Genomic DNA, 20,551 nt, shown 5'->3' with positions numbered 1-20,551 from the left:
GGTTTCTCGTGCTCGCGACCGCCCCGCCACCCGTCCCCAACTGCCAGTAATTCCCCAGTAACGGCGGCTCCCTAGCGTTCACGCGATCTCGTCCCGATCCGGAGGAGCACACCCCTGATGCATCTGCCCCGACCGCCACGGCGCAGAACCGCCGTATGGGCGGCGGCCGCGTTCACCGCGACTGCACTGGCCGCCGGCGTGATGCCGGCCGTCGCCGCCGACACCCCGTCCGCAGTCGACACCGCCGCCGCGAAGATCGACTCTTCGCTGAGCAGCGCCGTCGCGAAGGGCGGTGACGCGACGTTCTTCATCACCCTGAAGGACGAGGCCGATCTGTCCGGCGCCAAGAAGCAGAAGACGCACGCGAAGAAGGCCGCGGCCGCTTACAAGGAGCTGCGCGAGCACGCCGACGACAGTCAGGCCTCGCTGCGGTCCTTCCTGGACAAGAAGAAGGTCGGTCACACGGACTACTGGATCGCCAACACGATCCAGGTCACCGGCGACAAGGCCCTCGTCGACGAACTCGCCGAGCGCTCGGACGTGAAGTCGATCGTCAAGCGGCGTTCGTTCAAGCTCGACGACATGGAGACCTCCGACAAGAAGGTCACCAAATCCCGTACCACGTCAGCGAAGAGCGACGCGTCGACCGACGCGACGACCGACAGTGACGCGACGCCCGAGTGGGGCATCTCCGACGTCAAGGCCGACCAGGTCTGGGACCAGTACAAGGACCGCGGCGAGGGCATCGTCGTCGCCAGCGTCGACTCCGGTGTGCAGTACGACCACCCGGACCTCGTCGCCAACTACCGCGGCAACAACGGCGACGGCACCTTCACGAACGACTACAACTTCTACGACCCGACGGGCACCTGCGCCACCAGCAGCACCCCGTGCGACAACGCCGGCCACGGCACCCACACCATGGGCACGATGGTCGGCAAGAACGGCATCGGCGTCGCGCCGAACGCCAAGTGGATCGCCGCCAAGGGCTGTGCCAGCGACACCTGTTACAACGACGACCTGCTCGCCGCCGGTCAGTGGATCCTCGCGCCGACCGACCACAACGGGCAGAACCCGCGCCCGGACCTCGCCCCGAACATCGTCAACAACTCGTGGGGCGACAAGTACGGGACCGAGCCGTTCTACCAGGACATCCTCGCGGCCTGGAACGCGGCGGGCATCTTCGAGGCGTTCGCGGCCGGCAACGAGGGCAACGGCTCGACCTGCTCGACGACCCACCCGCCCGGCTCGCAGGCCGATGCCTACGGTGTCGGCGCCTACGACTCCACCGGCAAGATCGCCAACTTCTCCAGCTTCGGCCCCTCCCCGATCGACGGCTCGATGAAGCCGCAGATCACGGCACCGGGCGTCGCCATCAAGTCGGCATGGCCGGGTTCGTCGTACAACACCATCCAGGGCACCTCGATGGCGACCCCGCACGTCGCGGGCGCCGTGGCCCTGCTCTGGTCGGCGGCCCCCTCGCTCATCGGCAACATCGCCGAGACCCAGAAGCTCCTCGACGAGGGTGCCCGTGACGTCGACGACACCCACTGCGGTGGCACCGCCGACGCCAACAACGTCTGGGGCAACGGCAAGCTCGACATCCTCGCCTCCGTCGACAAGGCCCCGCACACCGCGGCCGACGTCACCGGCAAGGTCACCGACAAGGCGACCGGAGCCGCGCTGTCCGGCATCACCGTGACGGCCACCGACGGCGCCGGCACGGTCCGCACCGTCACCACCGGCGCCGACGGCAGCTACCGTCTGACGCTGGTCGCCGGCACCTACGGCTTCACGTTCAGCGGCTACGGCTACGCGAACGGCTCGGCGAACGCTGTCACCCTCGCCGCGAGCCAGGCCTTCACGCAGGACATGACGCTGGCCGCGACGGCCTCCCACAAGGTCTCCGGCACCGTCCTCGACGTCACCGGCAAGGCCCTCGCGGGTGCGAAGGTCGAACTGACCGGGACGCCGCTGGACGCCGTCACCACCGACGCCAAGGGCCAGTACTCCTTCGCCAAGGTCGCCGAGGGCTCCTACAGCCTGAACGTCAAGCCGGCCTCCCCGGTTCTGTGCAACGGCGTGTACAACGGCACCGCCACCGTCGGCTCCGCCGATCTGGCCAAGACCGTCCAGGTCCCGAACCGCACCGATGCCTCGGGCAACTCCTGCGCCCCGGCCGCCTATTCATGGATCACGGGTTCCAAGAAGATCGCCCTGTCCGGTGACGAGGACGCCGCCACCGTCGCGCTGCCCTTCTCGGTGAGCCTGTACGGCGTCTCGTACACCTCCGCCTCCGTCAACACCAACGGTCTGGTCAACTTCCTGTCCCCGCGCGTCGGCGACTACAACAACAGCGCGCTGCCGACGACCGGTTACAACAGTGCGAAGGGCTTCGTCGCCCCGCTGTGGGACGACCTGACGCTGGACGGCAAGTCCTCCGTGCAGACCGCCACCACCGGCAAGGCCGGCAGCCGCAAGTTCGCCATCGTGTGGAACAACGCCGCCTACGCGAACGGCACTTCGGGCCGCTCCACCTTCGAGGCCGTCTTCGACGAGGCCACCGGGTCGGTCACCTTCCAGTACCAGACGGTCGCCGACAAGGGCGCGGGCGCCACGGTCGGCATCGAGAACCAGGCGGGCACCGACGCCCTCCAGTACGCGTACAACCAGAACGTGCTCCAGAACTCCTCCGCCATCCGCTTCTCCCCTAAGGGCGCGTGATGAACAAGACTTCCCGGAGAGGCCTGCGCCTCGCATCCGCTCTGGCGGCGGCGGGCCTCGCGCTCAGCGCGGCCCCGGCTGTCGCTGTCGCCGCCGACCACGACAGCGGCGTGCTCTCCCTCACGGACGCCCAGGCCAAGAAGCTCAGCGAGCGCCTCCAGCCCGACGTGTACGGCGACGCCGCCACGGCGGACGACTCATCCGGTTCCGCAGCCGGCACGGGCACGGTCACCGACTCGGTCACAGGCTCGGGTTCGGGCCTCATGGGTACCGAGGCCACGACCGCGGCCACCGCCGCGCTCCCGGCCCCGACGGTCACCGCCACGGGCTCCTCCGAGGGCGCGACCGGTATGGCCGCCACTACTCCCGTCGCGGGCACCAAGGGCGACTACTTCACCGTGCACGCCGGCGGGAACATCTCCCGGCGCTCCGCGGACGGCAAGGAGACGTGGAAGCGGGACAACACCTCCTACTTCAAGGAGTGGGACATCCCCGTCCTCACCCCGCGTTACAACAAGGACCCGTACCCGGCCAAGGTCGTCATGGGTTTCAACGCGGTCACCCCCTTCTCGCCGACGTCCGACGAGGGCTACGACACCGGTGACCTGACGGGTGACGGTGTACCGGACCTGGTGTTCACCGCCGACGTGGGCACCTACCCCTACCGGCCCTTCCAGCACGGCGACAGCAGCCTGCACACCGGCACGTTCGTGACCGTCCTCGACGGCGCGTCGGGCAAGACGCTGTGGACCAAGCTGTACGAGGGCGCCTATCAGATCAAGCTCGTCGGCAAGACGCTGCTGGTCGCGAACACGCCGTACTACAACACCTCCGCGTCCAGCAGTTCGACCTCCACGCTGACCGGCATCCGCTTCGACCACGCCGACGGCAAGCTCACCGAGGCGAGCTCGTGGACGTACGACACGGGCCTGTTCAAGGGCGCCGCCTGGTCGAGCCTTGAGCCCCTGGGCGGCGGCCTGGTCGCGGCCTCCTGGAACAAGCGCAAGACCTCCGCCACCGACACCACGGCCGGTCACACCCTGGTCCTGGACACGGCCGACGGCAGCGTCAAGTGGCAGTCGACGAACCCGCTCTACTCGCGCCAGCTCCACCTGGACGCCTCCCGCAAGCGCCTGGTCACGCTGGAGATGTCCGACGTGAACGACGCCGTCGGGTACGCGGTCGTCGCCTACGACCTCGCCGACGGCAAGCGCACCACCCTGGACCAGCGGACCAACGTCTTCGCCATGGACCTGGAGGTCGGCGACATCCAGGGCGACGCGAAGCCGGAGTACGCGGTCAGCGAGGACACGCTCGACGAGAACATGTGGGTGAACGCCAACACGGTCCGGGCGCTCAACGGCTCCGACGCCTCCGTGCTGTGGCAGCGCACCGTCAAGCGCGACGCCGACAACAGCCAGGACGGGGCCACCGCCTGGAACCTGTCGGCGGTCGACGGAGCCCTGGTCGCCAACTACAAGGACGACCAGGACTTCAACTACGCGGTGAACAGCCACGCGGGCCGATTCGCCCGGATCTCCGTGCTCAAGGGCTCCGACGGCACGGTGAAGTGGGAGAAGCGCGGCATGGTCGCCTCGCAGGCCTGGTCCCAGCCGTTCACCCAGGGCAGGAGCCGGCTCCTGCGCACCGTGGACACGGACCAGAACATCCACGTCTACGACCTCGGCAGCGGCAAGCAGGACTCGCTCACGCCCATCCAGTCCCAGCTGTGGTCGGCCGTCCTGATGGACGTCAACGGCGACGGCAAGAAGGACATCGTGGCCGGCGGCCAGTCCCAGGGCCTCTTCGCCTTCGACGGACCGTCGATGACGGCCGGCAGGACGAAGCTGCTCTGGAAGACCACCGTCCCCGGCCAGATCCACAAGATCGTCAAGGCCGACCTCGACGGCAAGGGCACCGACGAGCTCGTCGTCGCTGCCGACAACGCGACGGCCGTCGTCGACGCCACCACCGGCAAGGTCCGCACGACGATCGACGGCAAGGGCCAGTTCGTGTGGTCGCTCGCCACCGGTGACCTCAACCACGACGGCAAGGACGAGATCCTCGTCCCCACGGACAAGATCCGCGCCTACGACGGCCGCGGCCGCCAGAAGTGGGCGTACACCGCCCCGGCGGCGAACACCGTCTTCGGTGACGTCAGCGTCGTCGACGGTCAGGTCTACGGCCAGTACGGCAGCCGCGACGCGTTCGCGTACGACCACTCGGACCCGAACGCCAGCTCCCCCTGCGGCCGGCCGGCCGGAGCCGTCGCCGTGCACGGCAGCGACGGCAAGGCCGTCTGGGAGGACACGGACCCGAAGCCCGTGGGCACGGTGGTGCTCTGCGCCACCGCGCTGCGGGGCGCCGCCTTCGCGTCGAAGGAGATCCCCTACGCGGACGGCCACGCGGTCGCCGACACCTGGTACATCCGGGACAGCAAGGGCGGTCTGACCGCGGTCACCGAGATCCGTGACGGCCGTACCGGCAAGGTGCTGCACTCCGCCGACACCGGCGGCCCCTGGACCCTGGGCAACTGGTTCACCGGTCCCGACGGCCTCTACATGGTGGGCACCAACCAGATCATCCTGTTCGGTGCCGATGGTGAGGACCACCGTGTGAGCGGCAGCGGCGTCTTCCAGACCGGCGGCTTCCTCACCGGCCCGAACGGCGTGCGCTACCTGGTCGGTGCCGGTCAGACCGGCTTCGACCTGCTGGACCCGGCCGGGGTGAAGACGGGCACCCTCTCCCGGCTCGCGTCCGGCAACATCTACGGCGGCCGCGAGTACGTCTCCGGCGACCTCAACGGCGACGGCACGGACGAGATCGTCTCGCTCAACTTCGACGACGTCGGCATCTACCGGATGGCGGAGCTCGAAGAGGGCGGCTACTCCTCGCCGTACACCGCGGTCCGCCAGCTCACGGTGTTCACCGTGTCCTGACGGCCGGACGGGACCGGACGTCCTCGCGGGAGCCGGACCCGACCTTCTCTCACGGACCCCCTGGGCCTCGCCCAGGGGGTTCTCAGACTGCTCGGTTACAGTTGCGCCCTCATGAACGCGCAGCAGACGGACCGCACTATTCCAGCCACCCCACTGCTGCGCTTGCACCTTTTCGGCGGCTTCGTAGCGACTCGCGACGGCGGCACCGCGCCCGCCGAACGCTGGACCCGGCCCAGCGCCCAGACCCTGGTCAAGCTGCTCGCCGTCGTGCCCGACCACCAGCTCCACCGCGAGCAGGCCATGGACATCTGCTGGCCGGACGCCGACCAGCAGTCGGCGACCGGTTCGCTGCGGGTCGCCCTGCACGCCGCGCGCCGCGCCCTGGAGCCCGAACTCGCGCCGCGCGCCAGCTCCTCGTACCTGATATCCGACGGCGCCCTGGTGCGTCTCGATCCGGCCACCGTCCGCATCGACGCCGACGAGGCCGAGACCGCGGCGCGGGCCGCACTCACCTCCGGGGACGCCGGGGACCTCGCCGCCGCCCTGACGATGTTCACCGGCGAGCTGCTGCCCGAGGACCGCTACGCGAGCTGGGCGCAGGACCGCCGCGACCACCTCGTCGCCCTCCGCGAGGAGGTGCAACTCGCACTCGCCGCCGCGCACATGGCGCAGGGGTCCCACGCCGAGGCGGTCGCCGTGGCCGAGCAGGTGCTCGCCGCCAGCCCCGCCGAGGAACTCGCCCACCGCATCGTCATCGACGCCTGTCTGCGCCAGGGGCTGCGCCGCCGGGCCGTGCACCAGTACCACGTGTGCCGGGCCGCTCTCGACGCCGAACTCGGGGTGCGGCCCGGGCCGGAGACCGAGCGGCTGCACCAGGAAGCGCTGGCCGCCGGGCCCGCCGCCGCGCCCACCGGACCGACCTTGCCCGCACCCCTGCGGGCCCCGGCAGGGACGCCGCTGCGCGGCCGCGACGAGCACCTGACCCGGCTGCTCACCGCGGGCGGACCGCCGGTGACTCTGCTGGGCGGGGAGGCGGGCGTCGGCAAGACCCGGCTCGCGGGTGAGATCGCGCGGCGCGCCGCGGAGGCCGGGGCCGCGGTGCTGTGGGGCGGCGGACACGACGCCGAAGGCCAGACACCCTACGGGGCGTTCGCCGAGGCCCTCGACGGCTGGCTCGCCGACCGGGACGCCGGAGAGCGGGCCCGGGTCGGCGCCGAGTATCCCGAACTGGCCGCGTTCCTGCCGTCGTTGGGGCGCGTGCGGGACGGCGAGCGGCGCAGTCCGGAGGAGGAGCGCGACCGGCTGTTCCGGGCCACGTCGGGGCTCCTCGGCGAACTCGCCGCGGCCCGGCCCCTCCTGGTGGTCCTGGACGATCTGCACGCCGCCGACGAGGGCTCGTACCAGCTGCTGAGCCATCTCGCACGGCGGGCCGCCACCACGGGGACGCCGCTGCGGTTCCTGGTGACGTACCGCGAGGAGGAGGTCCCCGAGGGCGACGCGCGGCGTCTCGCCCTCGCCCAGCTGACCCGTCAACGGCTCCTCGCACGCGAGGAGTTGGAGCGGCTGGACCGGGAGGCGTGCCTGGCCGTGGTGCGCGACGCCGCGCCCGGGCCCGACGACCGGTACGGCCGGGTGTGGGAACTCTCCCTGGGCAACCCGCTGTTCGCCCTCGAACTCGCCAGAGGTCCCGTCGGCGACGAAGCGCCCGACGGAGTACGGGAGTTGGTGGGCGAGCGACTCGGTCGGCTCGGCCGGGACACCCGCCGCGTCGTGCAGGCGCTGGCCGTCGGGGGCGGCGAGGCCGCGCTCACCGAACTGCTCGACGTCGCCGCGCACGGGCTGCGGCCCGCCGTCGACGCGGCGAGCGCCGCCGACGCCATCGAGGACGCCATCGGCGCCGCGCTCGTCGAGGAACGCAAAGTCGTGGTGGCCGGGCGGGCCGAGGCGGGCCTGGCCTTCCGGCATCCGCTCGTCAGGCTGACGTGTTACGAGGGACTGAGTTCGGTCCGCCGCCGCCAACTGCACGCCGCGTTCGCACAGACCGTGCTGCGCCGCCGGCCCGACGCCGTCGACACGCTCGCCTCGCACTTCGCGCGGGCGGACGACCCGCGTGCCGCCGAGTACCTGCGCCGCGCCGCCGAACGGGCCGCGGCCGTCTACGCCAACGACACCGCCGACCGCTACTACCGCGACCTCGTGGCCCGGCTCGACGTGGACGCCGCCCGGGCCCGGCTCGCGCACGCCCAAGTGCTGCGCCGCATGGGCCATTTCGCGGAGGCCACCGCCGTGCTGCGGCTCGCGCTCGCCGAGTTCGTGCGGCGCGGCGACCACGACGACACCGTGCTCACCGCGGGCCGGCTCGCGGAGACCCTCGTCAAGTCCGAGGACGCGGAGGCCGCACATCGGGTCCTGGCCGCGCACCCGCCCACCGAGGACACCGCGCCCGAACCGACGGCGTCCCATCACCTCGCTCGGGCGGTCGTGCTGGGGGTTCAGGGACAGTACGCGGACGGCTACGCGGCAGCCCGGCAGGCACTCACGCCCACCCTGCTGGTGCCCGGGGTGACCGGTCAAGGGCTCCTGGCGCGCTGCTACACCGGGCAGGCCACCAACCTGGCGCTCGCGGGCCGGTTCAACGAGGCGCGCGAGGCCGCCGATCTGGCGCTCGCGCCCGCGCAGGCGTACGGGGACTCCGCGCTGCTCGGCTCCGTGCTGTCCGTGCTGCGGGAGAACGCGCGGCGCAGCGGCCGGCTGCGCGAGGCGGTCTCCACCGGCCAGCGGGCGCTGGCGCTCGCCGAGGAGTCGGGCGATCCGACTGCGGCCGCGTTCGAGCGGGCCAACCTGGCCGAACTGCGGCTCCTGCTGGAAGAGTTCGAAGCGGCGCGGGAGCTGGCCGAGGCGGCGGTGGCGGGCGCCGACACCGACGACGCGTGGTCGCTGCCGTATGCGCTGGCCGCGCTGGCGCGGGTGCTCATGCCGGCCGAGGAACCCGAACGGGCGGCCGACATGCTGGACCGCGCGGAGCGGAGTGTCGGCATGGGGCGCGACCGGCAGGCCAGCTTCGAAGTGCGCACGGCCCGCGCCGAACTCGCCCTGGTCCAGGAGTGCCCCGAGCGCGTCGCCGAGTTGCTGCCCGAGGGCGAGGCCCCGGTCCTCACGGCGTGGGCCCATCTCCTCGCCGGGCAACCGGAGTCGGCACGATGGGTCGCCGCCGCGGAGATCGAGCGGGCCCGCGCCACCGGGGAGCGGCTCGCCGAGGTGGACGCGGGGGTCGTGCACGCCGTGGCGCTCGGCGGGGCAGCCGGGGTGCGGGCGCTGCGCGCGGTGGAGGCGACGGCGCGTTCCCTTCCGTACCCTGCGGGGCTCGGCCGGGCCGTCGCCGCTCGGAGGCTGCTGGCCCCGTCCTGAGGGGCACGTCAGCTCCCTCGCGAATCGGTCCCGCTCACGCGGGTGCGGGTGGCCTCGGGTTGCGCGCGCCGTTCCTCGCGCTTCTTCGAGGCGCGAAACCCCAGCCCCGCCGCCACCAGCAGCAGCCCGCCCAGCATCACGAACGGCGCCGCCGTCCCCGCCACCCCCGCCACCAGACCCGCCGACGCGGGCGCCGCGACCTGCCCCAGGCGGTTGCCGGTGAGGCGGAGAGCCAGAGCCGTGGAGCGGGCGTCGGGCGGGGCCGCCTGAACCACTGTGGTCATCGACAGGGGCTGGCCCACGCCCAGGCAGAAACCGAGCAGGATCAGCATCACGCCGAGGGCCCATACGGGGACAGGGAGCGCGATGCCCGCGCAGAGCACGGCGGCCAGCAGACACGTCGTCGTGATCAGGAGGGCACGGCCGAGCCAGTTGATGAGCGGGGTCATCACCAGGCGACAGGCGATCGTCGCCCCGGCACGCAGGCTGAGCAGAACCCCGACGACGGACGGCGCGATCCCCCGGTGCTCGCCGACGACCGGCAGATACGCCGTGAGGATGTCCGTCGCGGACAGCACGGCCAGCGAGATGAAGATGCCGCCGGGCACACCCCGGGTGCGCAGGATCCGGCCGACCGGCACGCGCGGCCCGGCGGGCGCGGCCGTACCCGTCGTCGCACGGGGGTGCTCGATGCGCCACAGCGAGATGAAGGAGACCGCGGCGACGGCGGCCGCGACGAGCAGCGCGAGCGCGCTCGTGGCCCCCAGATCGGGCCCGCCGATGAGCGCGCCCGCGACGATCGGCCCGATGAGCTGGCCGAGGGACGCGCCGATCGTGAAGTGCCCGAAGTTGCGGTCCTGTTCGGCCGGAGCGGACTGCCGGGCGACGATCGACTGCGCGCCGATCACGAACGACAGATGGCCGAGCCCCATCACCCCGCTCCAGGCGGCCATCGCGGCGAGGGAGTCGGCGGTGCCGCTGAGCGCGCAGCCGCCGGCGATCAGGACGACGCCGGCGGGCAGCAGGGGCGCGCACCGGCCGTGGTCGGTACGGCGGCCGAGCGGTACGGCCGCGAACAGCGGAAGGAGCGCGTACACGCCCGCGATCACACCGATCGCACGTTCGTCCGCGCCGAGCGCGAGAGCCCGGTAGGAGACGGCGGGCCGCGCCATCGACACCGCCCCCTGCGCGAAGCTGAAGGCGATGACGAGACGGAGCAGCCAGCTTCTCCTGCCGGGCTCTGTAGGAAGACTCATCGGGGTCAGAGGATCCCGAAGAGGAATCCGGCGCCGAGGATCACCACTGCGGTGAGCGCGGCCCACTTGACCGTGAATTTCGTGTGGTCGCCGAACTCGACCTTGGCCATGCCCACGAGGACGAAGACGGCCGGGACGAGCGGGCTCGACATGTGCAGCGGCTGGCCGATGAGGGAGGCGCGGGCGATCTCGAGGGTGGAGACGCCGTGCGCGTTACCGGCCTCGGCGAGGACGGGCAGGATGCCGAAGTAGAAGCCGTCGTTCGACATGAAGTACGTGAACGGGATCGACAGGACGCCGGTGACGAGGGCCATGTGCGGGCCCATCCAGTCGGGGATCCCGCCGACGACCCACTTGGCCATGTGGTCGACCATGCCGGTGCCCTGGAGGACGCCGGTGAAGACGGCGGCGGCGAAGACCATGCCGGAGACGTTCAGGACGTTCTCGGCGTGGGCGGCGATGCGGGCCTTCTGGTCGGGCATGTGCGGGAAGTTCACCGTGAGGGCGAGCGCGGCGCCGAGGATGAACAGCACCGGGATCGGCAGCCACTCCATGATCATCGCGGTGAGCAGCGTCACCGTCATGAGGGCGTTGAACCAGTAGAGCTTGGGGCGCAGGGTGGCGCGGTTCGGGTCGAGGGCCGCGAAGGTCTCGCCGTCCTCGTTCTCGTACGAGGGCGCGGCGGAGCCGGAACCCGAGCCGCCGGAGGCCTTCTTGCCGGAACCGGTACCGGACCCGGAACCCGTCCCGCCGGAGGCACCCGCACCCACGAGCACCCTCTCCTCGGACGCCTCGGTGACGGTCTCGGTGACCTCGTCGAGGGACAGGTAGCCGAGGCGCTTGCGCTCGCGGCGGCCCAGCACGTAGGCGAGGGCGAAGACGAAGAGCAGACCGACGGCGAGCGCCGGGATCATCGGCACGAAGATGTCGCTGGCGTCGAGCTTGAGCGCGGTCGCGGCGCGGGCGGTGGGGCCGCCCCAGGGCAGCGTGTTCATGACGCCGTTCGCGGTCGCCGCGACACCGGTCATCACGATCAGGCTCATCTTGAGGCGCTTGTACAGCGGGTACATCGCCGAGACGGTGATCATGAAGGTGGTGGAGCCGTCGCCGTCGAGGGAGACGATCGCCGCGAGCACCGCGGTGCCGACGACGATGCGGACCGGGTCGGCCTTCGCGAACTTCAGGATGCCGCGCACGACCGGATCGAAGAGGCCGACGTCGATCATCAGCCCGAAGTAGACGATGGCGAACATCAGCATCGCCGCCGTGGGCGCGAGGTCACCGATGCCCGCGACGACGTAGTCGCCGAGCTTGGCTCCCTTGCCCACGAAGACACAGAAGAGAGCGGGGATGAGCACGAGCGCCGCGATCGGCGACACCTTCTTCATCATGATCAGCACCAGGAAGGTGGCGATCATGACGAAGCCGAGGATGGTCAACATGTGGATACCTAACGTTCGCCCTTGAACTTCCACCGGGGCCTTGCGGTCAGCGAGACGTTAGGGCGCGCGCAACAGCGTTAACAAGATGTTGACGTGCGAGCAATAAGCGCAAAACTCCAGGTCACGGGGTTGGGCGCCGATCGGGGCCGAGAGTGAGGACGTTCAGGACTCCGCGCACCTGCCCCGGGCGGCCTCTCGGAGCCCGGGTCAGTCCAGCACCCGCGCCAAATACACCCGCAGCAGTTCCCGCGTCTCCGCGATGACTTTCTCGTCGCCCGTCGGGGCGAGGCGGAACGCGAGCCGGACCAGGGCGTCCGCCGCTTCGACGGCGACCAGGAACGCGCCTCGCAGGGTGTCGTCGGGCGTGCGGTCGAGGTGGGCGGCGAGCAGTTCGGTGAGGCGGTCGGTGAGGCGGTGGTTGGGGCCGGCGTCGGCGCCGACGGGGATCTGGTTGCCGAAGTCGACGAGGGAGAAGCCGGGAGCGGTGCGCTTCATGGCGAGGTACTCGTCGAGGAGGGCGTCCATCGCGCCGCGCCAGTCGGGGGCAGGGACGGCCGCGAGGCGGCCGGTGATCCGTTCTGTGTAGCGCTGCAGATTGCGTTCGGCGAGGGCGTCGACGAGGGCGCGCTTGTTGCCGAAGAAGCGGTAGACGGAGCCGATGGGCACCCCGGCGCGGACGGCGACGTCCCGGGTGCTGAGTTCCTCGTAGCCGCCTTCGTCGAGCAGTTGCGCGCAGGCGTCGAGTATCCGGCTCAGGCGTTCGGCGCTGCGCTGCTGGACGGGGGCGCGGCGCAGGGACGTGGAGTTGGTCACGGGTTCCACGGGCGGCGTCCTCGGCATGCCCCGGAGAGTAGAGGACCGTTCAGCTTCGCGGGGTGCTCTTGCGCAAGGTGAGGCGGAATCCTACGGTGGAGCATAGGAATCGTGGACGAGGGAGCGACATGCGTGACGCGAGGAAGACCGCCGAGGGGCTCGCCTACCTCTCGGGCTTCGGCAACGAGCACAGCTCGGAGGCGGTGCCCGGCGCTCTGCCCCACGGACGCAACTCGCCGCAGCGCGCCCCGCTCGGCCTGTACGCGGAGCAGTTGAGCGGCGCCGCGTTCACCGAGCCGAGGTCGCACAACCGGCGTTCGTGGCTGTACCGGATCCGCCCCTCGGCGGCGCACCCGGCGTTCGTGCGGGCGGACAACGGCGCGCTGCGCACCGCCCCCTTCACCGAGTCCGTCCCCGACCCCAACCGGCTGCGCTGGAACCCGCTGCCCGCGCCGGCCCCCGGCACGGACTTCCTGGCGGGCCTGTGGACCCTCGGTGGGAACGGCGACGCGACCCAGCGCACCGGTATGGCCGTGCACCTCTACCACGCCAACTCCTCCATGACCGACCGGGTGTTCAGCGACGCGGACGGTGAGCTCCTGATCGTCCCCGAGCGCGGCGGCCTGCTGCTGCGCACCGAGTTCGGGCTGCTGCACGTGGATCCGGGCCACGTCGCGCTGATCCCGCGCGGGGTCCGTTTCCGCGTCGAACTCCTCGACGGCGACGCCCGCGGCTATGTCTGCGAGAACTACGGCTCCCCCTTCCGGTTGCCCGACCTGGGCCCGATCGGCGCCAACGGCCTGGCGAACGCCCGGGACTTCATGGTCCCCGTCGCCGCGTACGAGGACACCGACGGGCCGGTGGAGGTGGTGAACAAGTTCTGCGGAAACCTCTGGCGCGCCCCGTACGACCACTCGCCGCTCGATGTCGTCGCCTGGCACGGGAACCATGTCCCGTACGTCTACGACCTGCGCCGTTTCAATGTCATCGGGTCGGTCAGCTACGACCACCCGGATCCGTCGATCTTCACGGTCCTCACGTCACCGAGCGACACTCCCGGGCTCGCGGGCGTGGACTTCGTCGTGTTCGCGCCGCGCTGGCTGGTCGGCGAGGACACGTTCCGGCCGCCGTACTTCCACCGGAACGTGATGAGCGAGTACATGGGCCTGATCGAGGGCGCGTACGACGCCAAGGCGGAAGGCTTCGTTCCGGGCGGTGGATCGCTGCACAACATGATGTCGGCGCACGGTCCTGACCGTGAGACGTTCGACAAGGCGTCGGCGGCCGAGCTCCGGCCGCAGAAGGTCGACGACGGGCTCGCCTTCATGTTCGAGACGCGGTGGCCGGTGACCGCGACGGCCCAGGCGGCGCAGGCCGACCACCTCCAGCGCGGCTACGACGATGTGTGGAGCGGCCTCGAACGGCACTTCGGGCCGTCGCACTGACCCGTCGCACTGAGCCGTTGCACTGAACGCGCCCGACCGATACGGATAGGCCCGTGACCTCTTTCGCTCCGGACTCGATCGTCCTGAACCGCAAGCTGCCGCTCTGGTATCAGGTGTCGCAGTCCCTGCGCGCCTCCATACTGGGGCGCTCCCCCGACGACCCGCTGCGTCTGCCCACCGAGGAACAGCTCGCGGGGCACTACGGGGTGAGCGTCCTGACCATGCGGCAGGCGCTCAAGGAGCTGGAGGACGAGGGGCTCATCACGCGGCACCGCAGGCGCGGCACCTTCATCGAGCCGGCCGCGCGGCGGGGGGCGCCCGTGCGCCTGCTCGGCTCGGTCGACGCCATCGTGGCCCAGCAGTCCGGCATGACGACCGAACTGCTGGACCACGGCACGGTTGCGGTTCCCGGCACGATCGCCGAGTACTTCCCGGAGGCCGAGACCGTGGCCACGTACCACCGGCTGCGCTGCGACGAGAAGACCGGTGAGCCGACGAACCACGCGCGCAACTACATCAGGGCCGACCTCGCCGACCGTGTCGCTCTGGACGACCTGGTGCGCTGGCCGATGACGAAGGTCCTGCGCGACATCGTCGGCGTGCGCATCAGCCGGATCACCGACACCGTCGAGGCCCGGCTCGCGGACCCGGAGACGGCCCGCCTGCTCCAAGTGCCGCTGCTCAGTCCGATCCTGCACTACACGGGCATCACCTACGACGAGGACGGCCGGCCGCTGGACGTCGCCGTCATCCACTACCGCGGCGACCGGTTCTCGTTCACGGTCACTCTCGACGCGCACTGACCGCGTCGTACGATGCCGGGCGTGACGCCCGACAGCCTCGAAAGCCTTGTTGACGCGCCGCTGCTCGCGGACCTCGTGCCGTGGTCCGTCGCGCCCCTGCGCCTGGGCCGCGCCTGGCCGCTGGCGCCGGACCCGGCTTCCCTGAAGGCCCGTTGGTCCGCGTTCGTGAAGGCCGAGGCGGCGGAGCGCGAGTCGCTGCTCGAACCGAGCCGGGCGCGCACCCTGCGTACGGCCGTCGCCCAGCTCCCCGGCCGGGGCACCCCGACGGACGACCTGACCCACGCCGAGGGCCCCTGCCCCGAACCCGTCCGGGTGCTGCACGCCCCCTTCGACGAGCAGTGGCTGATACCGGACCACCGGCTGATCGACGCGGCCCGCCCCGAGCTGTGGCGGGTGGCCGACGAGAGCCAGCTGTTCCTCGTCGAGCAGGGGTTCGTGCCCGGGGCGGGCGGACCCGCGGTGCTCGCCTGCGCGATCCTGCCCGAGGGCCGCTCCCCCGCGGGACGCCCCGGCCGCATCCGCCCTCTGTACCGGCGCCCGGGAGGCCGCGAACCGAATGTGACGCCCGGTCTGCTCACCGAGCTCTCGGGCCGGCTGGGACGCGAGGTCGGGGCGCGCGACCTGCTCGCCTGGATCCTCGCCGCGGCGCGACCCTCCCCGCAGGGCCCGCGGGTCCCGCTCACGGACGACGCCGGCGTCTGGGCCCGTGGCACAGCGCTGGGCGAGCGGATCCTGTGGCTGCTGCGCCGCGGCGGTGAGGGCGACCGCCCCAAGCTCCCTGGGGGCCGCCGCCCGTACGTGCGCGCCCCGCTCCCGGACCGCCCCACCGAGCTGCTCTACGACCGCGAGGAGGAGGCCCTGCTCGTCGGCGACGGCCGCATCTCGCCGGTCCCCGCCGAGGCCTGGGACTTCCAGGTGAGCGGGGTGCGGGTGATCGAGCAGTGGTTCGCGCGCAGGACCGCGGCCGCCGAGCCGGGGACGCTGGCCGGGATCCGCCCCGGCACCTGGCCGCAGTCGTGGACGTCGGAGCTGCTGGAGATCGTCACGGTACTGGCACTGCTGACCGAACTGGGCGCGCAGCAGGAGGAGTTGCTGACGGACGCCGCGTCATTCGTCACGGCGAAGGACCTGCTCGGGGCGCGTGTCCTGCCCCCGGCGCCGGCCACGCGCAGGCCGGCCTCGGTCCTCGACCATCACGAGGAGGGCCCGGGCGGCCAGTTCGCGCTGCTCTGAAAGCCCGGCGCTCCGGCCGGACCCACGAGAGCACGTGCCGGGATCAGGACGGCACGAACCCGTCGAGGGTGCGCCCGAGGGCCCGCTCGAAGGCCGCTTCCATGTCGACGGGTCCGGTGCTCTGGGCGAACGCGGCGGCCAGGTGCGGATAGTCGCCGGTCGAGATCCGGCCGACCAGGTAGGCGGTCCGCGCGGCGAACTCCTGCTCCTCGGACCAGGGCAGCGAACGGGTCCGCTCGGCGGAGGCGATCTCGTTGGCGACGTAGAACGTCACGACGCCGGTGAGGGACGCGACGAGTTCCATCTTCGTCCCGGCCGGCAGGTCGACCGGTTCGAGGCAGGTCATGCAGTACTCCAGGTACCGCAGCGCGTTCGGGCTGAAGCCGTAGACGGGTGACATGAGCCGGGGCATCCACGGGTGCCGGATCATCAGGGCGCGGGCCTGCCGGGCGAGGGCGAGCAGGTCGGCGCGCCAGTCGCCGGTCGGCTCGGACAGGTCGTACTCGGCGCTCACCGCGTCGACCATCAGCTCGTACAGGTCGTCCTTCCTCGGCACGTAGTTGTAGAGCGACATGGTGCCGAGGCCCAGCTCCCCGGCGATCCGGCGCATCGAGACGGCGTCGATCCCGTCCGCGTCCGCGACGCGCACGGCGGCGGCCGCGATGTCGCCCCTGCTGTAGGCGGGTTTCGGGCCACGTCCCGCGCGCTCGGGGCGCGTCCAGATCACTTCGGGTTCGGCCGCTCGGCCCGTCATCGATCATCACCTCGCCCACCATCGTAGTTACGTACACCGTACGTAGTGCGCTACGGTGGTCCCATGACTTCTACGTACGCCGTACTTAGTGAAGGTCTGGAGAAGCGTTACGGCTCCGGGGAGCAGGTGGTCCACGCCCTGCGGGGCCTGGATCTCGCCGTCGAGGAGGGCACGGTCTGCGGGCTGCTCGGGCCGAACGGCGCGGGCAAGACGACAGCCGTCCGGGTGCTCACCACCCTGCTGCGGCCCGACGCGGGGTCCGCGCGCGTCGCGGGCCACGACGTCCTGACCGAGGCACCGGCCGTACGCCGCCGCATCGGGGTCACCGGGCAGTACGCGTCGGTCGACGGCGACCTCACCGGGCGCGAGAACCTGCGTCTGTTCGCGCGCCTCCTGCGCCTGCCGCGCACCCGCGCCGACGAACTGCTCGACCGCTTCGGCCTCACCGCGGCGGCCGACCGCACGGCCCGCACGTACTCCGGCGGCATGCGCCGCCGCCTCGACCTCGCGGCGAGCCTGCTCACGCGGCCCGCCGTACTGTTCCTCGACGAGCCGACGACGGGCCTCGACCCGCACAGCAGGAGCGCCATCTGGGACGCGGTCCGCGAGCTGACCGGCCAGGGCACGACCGTGCTGCTCACCACGCAGTACCTGGAGGAGGCCGACCAGCTCGCCGACTCCGTGGTCCTGATCGACGGGGGACGCGCCGCCCACCGCGGAACCCCCGCCGAACTCAAGGCGCAGACCGGCAGTTACGCCGAGGTGGTGGTCGCCGAGGACGCGGCCCTGCACGCCGCCGCCGTCGTCCTCGACCAGCTCACCGGCGCCGAGCCGACCCTCGACCCGGACCGCAGGGCGGTCGGCGTCGTCACCCTCGACCAGGCCCTCACCCTCCCCCGCATCGTCCGCGAACTGGACGCGTCGGGCGTCCCCGTCGTCGACGCGACCCTGCGCCCGCCGACCCTGGACGAGGCCTTCCTGCGCCTCACCGGCGGCCGGGAACTCGTCGCGTGACCGCACGGCCCACCGACCCCGACTCCCCTTCGGAGGACCCCTGATGACCACCGCGCTCCTGTACGACGGCACGGCGATGCTCGGCCGGCACCTCCAGCGAATCCGGCACGCGCCCGCGATCCTCGTGATGACGCAGACGATGCCGATCGTCTTCCTGCTCTTCTTCGGATACGTCTTCGGCAGCGCCCTGGCGATGCCCGGCGCGGACTACCGCGCCTTCCTGGTGCCGGGCATGCTCGTCGCGACCGCGGCGAACGGGATCATGACCGGGATGTTCACGGCGGCCCAGGACTCGCACCGGGGCGTCATGGACCGCTTCCGTACGCTGCCGATGACCCGTGCGGCCGTCCCCCTCGGGCAGGCGGCGGCCGACATCGTGACGACGGCGGCCGGTCTCGTGCCGCTGCTCCTCGTGGGGCTCGCGATGGGCTGGCGGATCGAGGGCGGCGCGCTCGAAGCGGCGGGCGCCTTCGGTCTGTTGCTGCTGTTCCGCTTCGCCACGACGTGGGTCGGCATCCTGCTCGGGCTCGTCTCACGCAGCGAGGAGGCGGCGGGCCAGCTCGGCGGCGCGACCTTCATGCTCCCGCTGTTGTCGAACGCGTACATTCCGACGGCGGGCTTCCCCGGCTGGGTACGCGTGCTCGCCGAGTGGAACCCGATCAGCGCGGTCGCCACGGCCGTACGCGATCTGTTCGGCAACGCCCCCGTGCCCGGCGGCTCCTCGTGGCCGGTGGCGCACCCGGTGGCCGGCTCGCTCGCCTGGTGCGCGGTGCTGCTCGCGGTGTGCGTGCCGCTCGCCGTCCGCCGGTACACGACCGGCGGACGCTGAGCGACCTGCGGCCGGTCTACTTCTGCGGGGCCAGCTCGGGCCCCAGGGAGGAGAACTTCTCGTTCGAGACGACCCGCCGGGGCGGCCAGGTGATGTTGTTCGGCGGCCACTTCTGCCCGGTCTTCTTCAGGAACCAGGCCGGCGGCTCGTACATGGGCGGCTCATAGCCGTCCGGCAGCGCCGTCTTCCACTCGACGTCCTTGGTGCGCTGCTTGAACTCGTCCTTGAGGGCCTTGAGCCGCTCGGGCTGCGTGATCAGGTCGACCGCCGTCGCCGCCAGGTACTTCGCGGCGGCGATCACCGCGGCCTGACCGGGGGCCGCGGCGGCGCACGCCGCGGTGGACCAGGTGTGGAACTTGCCGCCGATCGGGGCGAGCGCGGCGCCCATCGACACGGTCGGCACGTTCCAGCTGATGTCGGCGACATCCGTCGAACCGCCACCCAGGAAAACGGGGTTGGGCGGGGTCAGTTCGGCGACCTTGTCGTGCATACCGACCTCGGGCAGCCCCAGGGACTTCTGCAGGTCCTTCGCCAGCTGATGCGCCTCGGCGGTGAACGCGGGCGGGCCGATCTGCCGCATGTTGTCGTACAGCAGTTCCGCGGCCGCCTTGTTGGGCAGCTGGTTCCAGCAGGCGGAGGTGATGCGGTGCTGCACCTTCGTCTGCGAGGCCTTGGCCGCGGCTTCAGATATCGCGATCACCTTGTCGAGCAGCACCTGGACGCGGGCCGTGCTGCCCTCGCGCACGTAGTAGGAGATCTCGGCGATCTCCGGTGTCACGTTCGGGATGTCGCCGCCGTTGTTGATGACCCAGTGCAGGCGCGCGGCCGGAGCCATGTTCTCCTCGCGCAGGAACTCCGACATCGTCGCCATCATCACGGCGGCGTCGAGCGCCGACTTGTTGCCGAGCGGGGTGCCGCCGTGGCCCGCGACGCCGAGGAAGGTGAAGGTGACCGCGGTCATGGCGTTGCTGGTGCCCCAGCCGGTGGCGTTGGCGGTGGAGGGGTGCCAGTCGAGGAACGCGTCGAGCCCGTCGTACACGCCCTTGCTGACGGCGTACGTCTTCCCGATCAGCGCCTCCTCGGCCGTGGAGCCGAAGAACTTCACCGTGACCGGCAGCTTGTGCTTCTTCGCGGCCTGCGCGACGGCGGCCGCCGCTGCCGCCGCTGCGGTACCGAGGGCGCTGTGCCCGCAGCCGTGGCCGGGCCCGTAGCTCGGGGAGAACGGGTCGTGGATGTACTCGCGCGGGTCGTGGTGGCCGACGCCCTTGTTCTGGGAGAGTCCGGGCAGCGCGTCGTACTCGCCGCTGAAGCCGAGGACCGGGCCGCCGCTGCCGTACGAGAAGGTCGCCGTGAACGCCGTCGGGAAGCCGGCCGTGCCGAACGTGACGTCGAATCCCGCCTTTTCGAGGAAACCGGCCTCGGCGACGGAGGAGTTCCACTCGCGCAGCGACAGCTCCGCGTGCTCCCAGATCTCCTCGTTCAGGCCCGTGATGCGGGAGGAGTTGGAGGTGATCCAGCCGAGGGCCGAGGACTTGGCCGGGCTGTCCTCGGCGAGGCCCTCGGGCGCCTTGTACGCACCGGCCTCCTCGACGATGGAGTCCGCGGCCGCGGCCATCGCCGGGTCGGCCTCGGCGGTCATGGCGGCGGCGGTCACTCCGGCCGCGCCGAGCAGTTGCATGATGCGGCGCCTGCTGAGCTGCGGGGCGGCGGCGGTCTGAGTCGTCCCGTGCTCATGCTCATGCTCGTGCTGGTCATGCAGGTCACACACGCGCGTACCTCCGGGGGTGAGGTTTCCGTGTACAGGCCAAACGATCAGGATCAGGCGCAACATTGACCCCGGAACATTGCCCCGTCAACATCCGTGCATGACAAAGCTGTTACGCACCGGACA

The 20,551-nt window shown here is 71.4% G+C and carries 13 protein-coding genes; 8 read left to right on the top strand and 5 right to left on the bottom strand.

The features are described from left to right. The first annotated feature begins 117 nt into the window (after positions 1 to 117). The 3 genes from ACFC96_RS27995 (at position 118) to ACFC96_RS27985 (ending at position 9,071) form a co-directional block, all read left to right on the top strand. On the top strand, positions 118 to 2,724 hold the full coding sequence (locus tag ACFC96_RS27995) for a S8 family serine peptidase (RefSeq protein ID WP_376614710.1): 2,607 nt from the start codon (positions 118 to 120) through the stop codon (positions 2,722 to 2,724). Beyond that, positions 2,724 to 5,663 (top strand): FG-GAP repeat domain-containing protein, encoded by a 2,940-nt coding sequence (locus ACFC96_RS27990; RefSeq protein ID WP_376614708.1) that lies wholly within the window; start codon positions 2,724 to 2,726, stop codon positions 5,661 to 5,663. Before ACFC96_RS27995 ends, ACFC96_RS27990 begins: the two co-directional genes overlap by 1 nt. Positions 5,664 to 5,774: 111 nt before the next feature. After that, the gene (locus ACFC96_RS27985) at positions 5,775 to 9,071 is read left to right on the top strand and encodes an AAA family ATPase (protein ID WP_376614706.1); all 3,297 of its coding nucleotides are present in this window, start codon (positions 5,775 to 5,777) and stop codon (positions 9,069 to 9,071) included. Positions 9,072 to 9,079: 8 nt separating this feature from the next. Here the strand turns inward: ACFC96_RS27985 and ACFC96_RS27980 are convergent, their stop codons facing one another. The 3 genes from ACFC96_RS27980 to ACFC96_RS27970 form a co-directional block, all read right to left on the bottom strand. Next, positions 9,080 to 10,327 (bottom strand): MFS transporter, encoded by a 1,248-nt coding sequence (locus ACFC96_RS27980; protein ID WP_376614704.1) that lies wholly within the window; start codon positions 10,325 to 10,327, stop codon positions 9,080 to 9,082. Positions 10,328 to 10,332: 5 nt separating this feature from the next. Beyond that, a complete protein-coding gene (locus ACFC96_RS27975) occupies positions 10,333 to 11,769 on the bottom strand; it encodes a CitMHS family transporter (protein WP_376614702.1) in 1,437 nt (478 codons plus the stop codon). A gap of 207 nt (positions 11,770 to 11,976) precedes the next feature. Beyond that, positions 11,977 to 12,609, bottom strand: coding sequence for a TetR family transcriptional regulator (locus tag ACFC96_RS27970; RefSeq protein WP_376257010.1), 633 nt, complete (start codon positions 12,607 to 12,609; stop codon positions 11,977 to 11,979). Between the two features lie 101 nt (positions 12,610 to 12,710). On the opposite strand from ACFC96_RS27970, the gene hmgA reads away from it, so the two are divergent. The 3 genes from hmgA to ACFC96_RS27955 are packed head-to-tail and all read left to right on the top strand — an operon-like array spanning position 12,711 to position 16,063. After that, positions 12,711 to 14,027, top strand: coding sequence for a homogentisate 1,2-dioxygenase (gene hmgA, locus ACFC96_RS27965; protein WP_376614700.1), 1,317 nt, complete (start codon positions 12,711 to 12,713; stop codon positions 14,025 to 14,027). A gap of 53 nt (positions 14,028 to 14,080) precedes the next feature. Next, complete coding sequence (locus ACFC96_RS27960; RefSeq protein WP_340460845.1) at positions 14,081 to 14,830, top strand: GntR family transcriptional regulator; 750 nt, start codon at positions 14,081 to 14,083, stop codon at positions 14,828 to 14,830. A 12-nt stretch (positions 14,831 to 14,842) separates the two neighbouring features. After that, complete coding sequence (locus ACFC96_RS27955; RefSeq protein ID WP_376614699.1) at positions 14,843 to 16,063, top strand: type ISP restriction/modification enzyme; 1,221 nt, start codon at positions 14,843 to 14,845, stop codon at positions 16,061 to 16,063. Positions 16,064 to 16,106: 43 nt separating this feature from the next. Here ACFC96_RS27955 and ACFC96_RS27950 read toward each other — a convergent pair whose 3' ends face one another. Continuing rightward, the gene (locus ACFC96_RS27950; protein WP_376257004.1) at positions 16,107 to 16,817 is read right to left on the bottom strand and encodes a TetR/AcrR family transcriptional regulator; all 711 of its coding nucleotides are present in this window, start codon (positions 16,815 to 16,817) and stop codon (positions 16,107 to 16,109) included. A 63-nt stretch (positions 16,818 to 16,880) separates the two neighbouring features. Here ACFC96_RS27950 and ACFC96_RS27945 point away from each other — a divergent pair, with 63 nt between their 5' ends. Together ACFC96_RS27945 and ACFC96_RS27940 are read left to right on the top strand one after the other, a co-directional pair. Further along, positions 16,881 to 17,831, top strand: coding sequence for an ATP-binding cassette domain-containing protein (locus tag ACFC96_RS27945; RefSeq protein ID WP_376614697.1), 951 nt, complete (start codon positions 16,881 to 16,883; stop codon positions 17,829 to 17,831). Positions 17,832 to 17,874: 43 nt separating this feature from the next. Beyond that, complete coding sequence (locus tag ACFC96_RS27940; protein WP_376257000.1) at positions 17,875 to 18,660, top strand: ABC transporter permease; 786 nt, start codon at positions 17,875 to 17,877, stop codon at positions 18,658 to 18,660. 16 nt (positions 18,661 to 18,676) lie between these two features. Here ACFC96_RS27940 and ACFC96_RS27935 read toward each other — a convergent pair whose 3' ends face one another. Beyond that, the gene (locus ACFC96_RS27935) at positions 18,677 to 20,428 is read right to left on the bottom strand and encodes an amidohydrolase (protein ID WP_376614695.1); all 1,752 of its coding nucleotides are present in this window, start codon (positions 20,426 to 20,428) and stop codon (positions 18,677 to 18,679) included. Positions 20,429 to 20,551 lie beyond the last annotated feature (123 nt).

Source organism: Streptomyces sp. NPDC055955, assembly GCF_042270245.1.
GTDB lineage: Bacteria > Actinomycetota > Actinomycetes > Streptomycetales > Streptomycetaceae > Streptomyces.
This window is presented reverse-complemented; position numbering and strand designations above follow the sequence as displayed.

What these genes read in the sequence shown, in the direction of transcription:
- ACFC96_RS27950 (WP_376257004.1), bottom strand. Translation starts at nt 16,817, where the DNA reads ATGACGGGCCGAGCGGCCGAACCCGAAGTGATCTGGACGCGCCCCGAG.
- ACFC96_RS27940 (WP_376257000.1), top strand. Translation starts at nt 17,875, where the DNA reads ATGACCACCGCGCTCCTGTACGACGGCACGGCGATGCTCGGCCGGCAC.
- ACFC96_RS27975 (WP_376614702.1), bottom strand. Translation starts at nt 11,769, where the DNA reads ATGTTGACCATCCTCGGCTTCGTCATGATCGCCACCTTCCTGGTGCTG.
- ACFC96_RS27955 (WP_376614699.1), top strand. Translation starts at nt 14,843, where the DNA reads ATGCCGGGCGTGACGCCCGACAGCCTCGAAAGCCTTGTTGACGCGCCG.
- ACFC96_RS27945 (WP_376614697.1), top strand. Translation starts at nt 16,881, where the DNA reads ATGACTTCTACGTACGCCGTACTTAGTGAAGGTCTGGAGAAGCGTTAC.
- ACFC96_RS27970 (WP_376257010.1), bottom strand. Translation starts at nt 12,609, where the DNA reads ATGCCGAGGACGCCGCCCGTGGAACCCGTGACCAACTCCACGTCCCTG.
- ACFC96_RS27990 (WP_376614708.1), top strand. Translation starts at nt 2,724, where the DNA reads ATGAACAAGACTTCCCGGAGAGGCCTGCGCCTCGCATCCGCTCTGGCG.
- ACFC96_RS27985 (WP_376614706.1), top strand. Translation starts at nt 5,775, where the DNA reads ATGAACGCGCAGCAGACGGACCGCACTATTCCAGCCACCCCACTGCTG.
- ACFC96_RS27995 (WP_376614710.1), top strand. Translation starts at nt 118, where the DNA reads ATGCATCTGCCCCGACCGCCACGGCGCAGAACCGCCGTATGGGCGGCG.
- hmgA (WP_376614700.1), top strand. Translation starts at nt 12,711, where the DNA reads ATGCGTGACGCGAGGAAGACCGCCGAGGGGCTCGCCTACCTCTCGGGC.
- ACFC96_RS27980 (WP_376614704.1), bottom strand. Translation starts at nt 10,327, where the DNA reads ATGAGTCTTCCTACAGAGCCCGGCAGGAGAAGCTGGCTGCTCCGTCTC.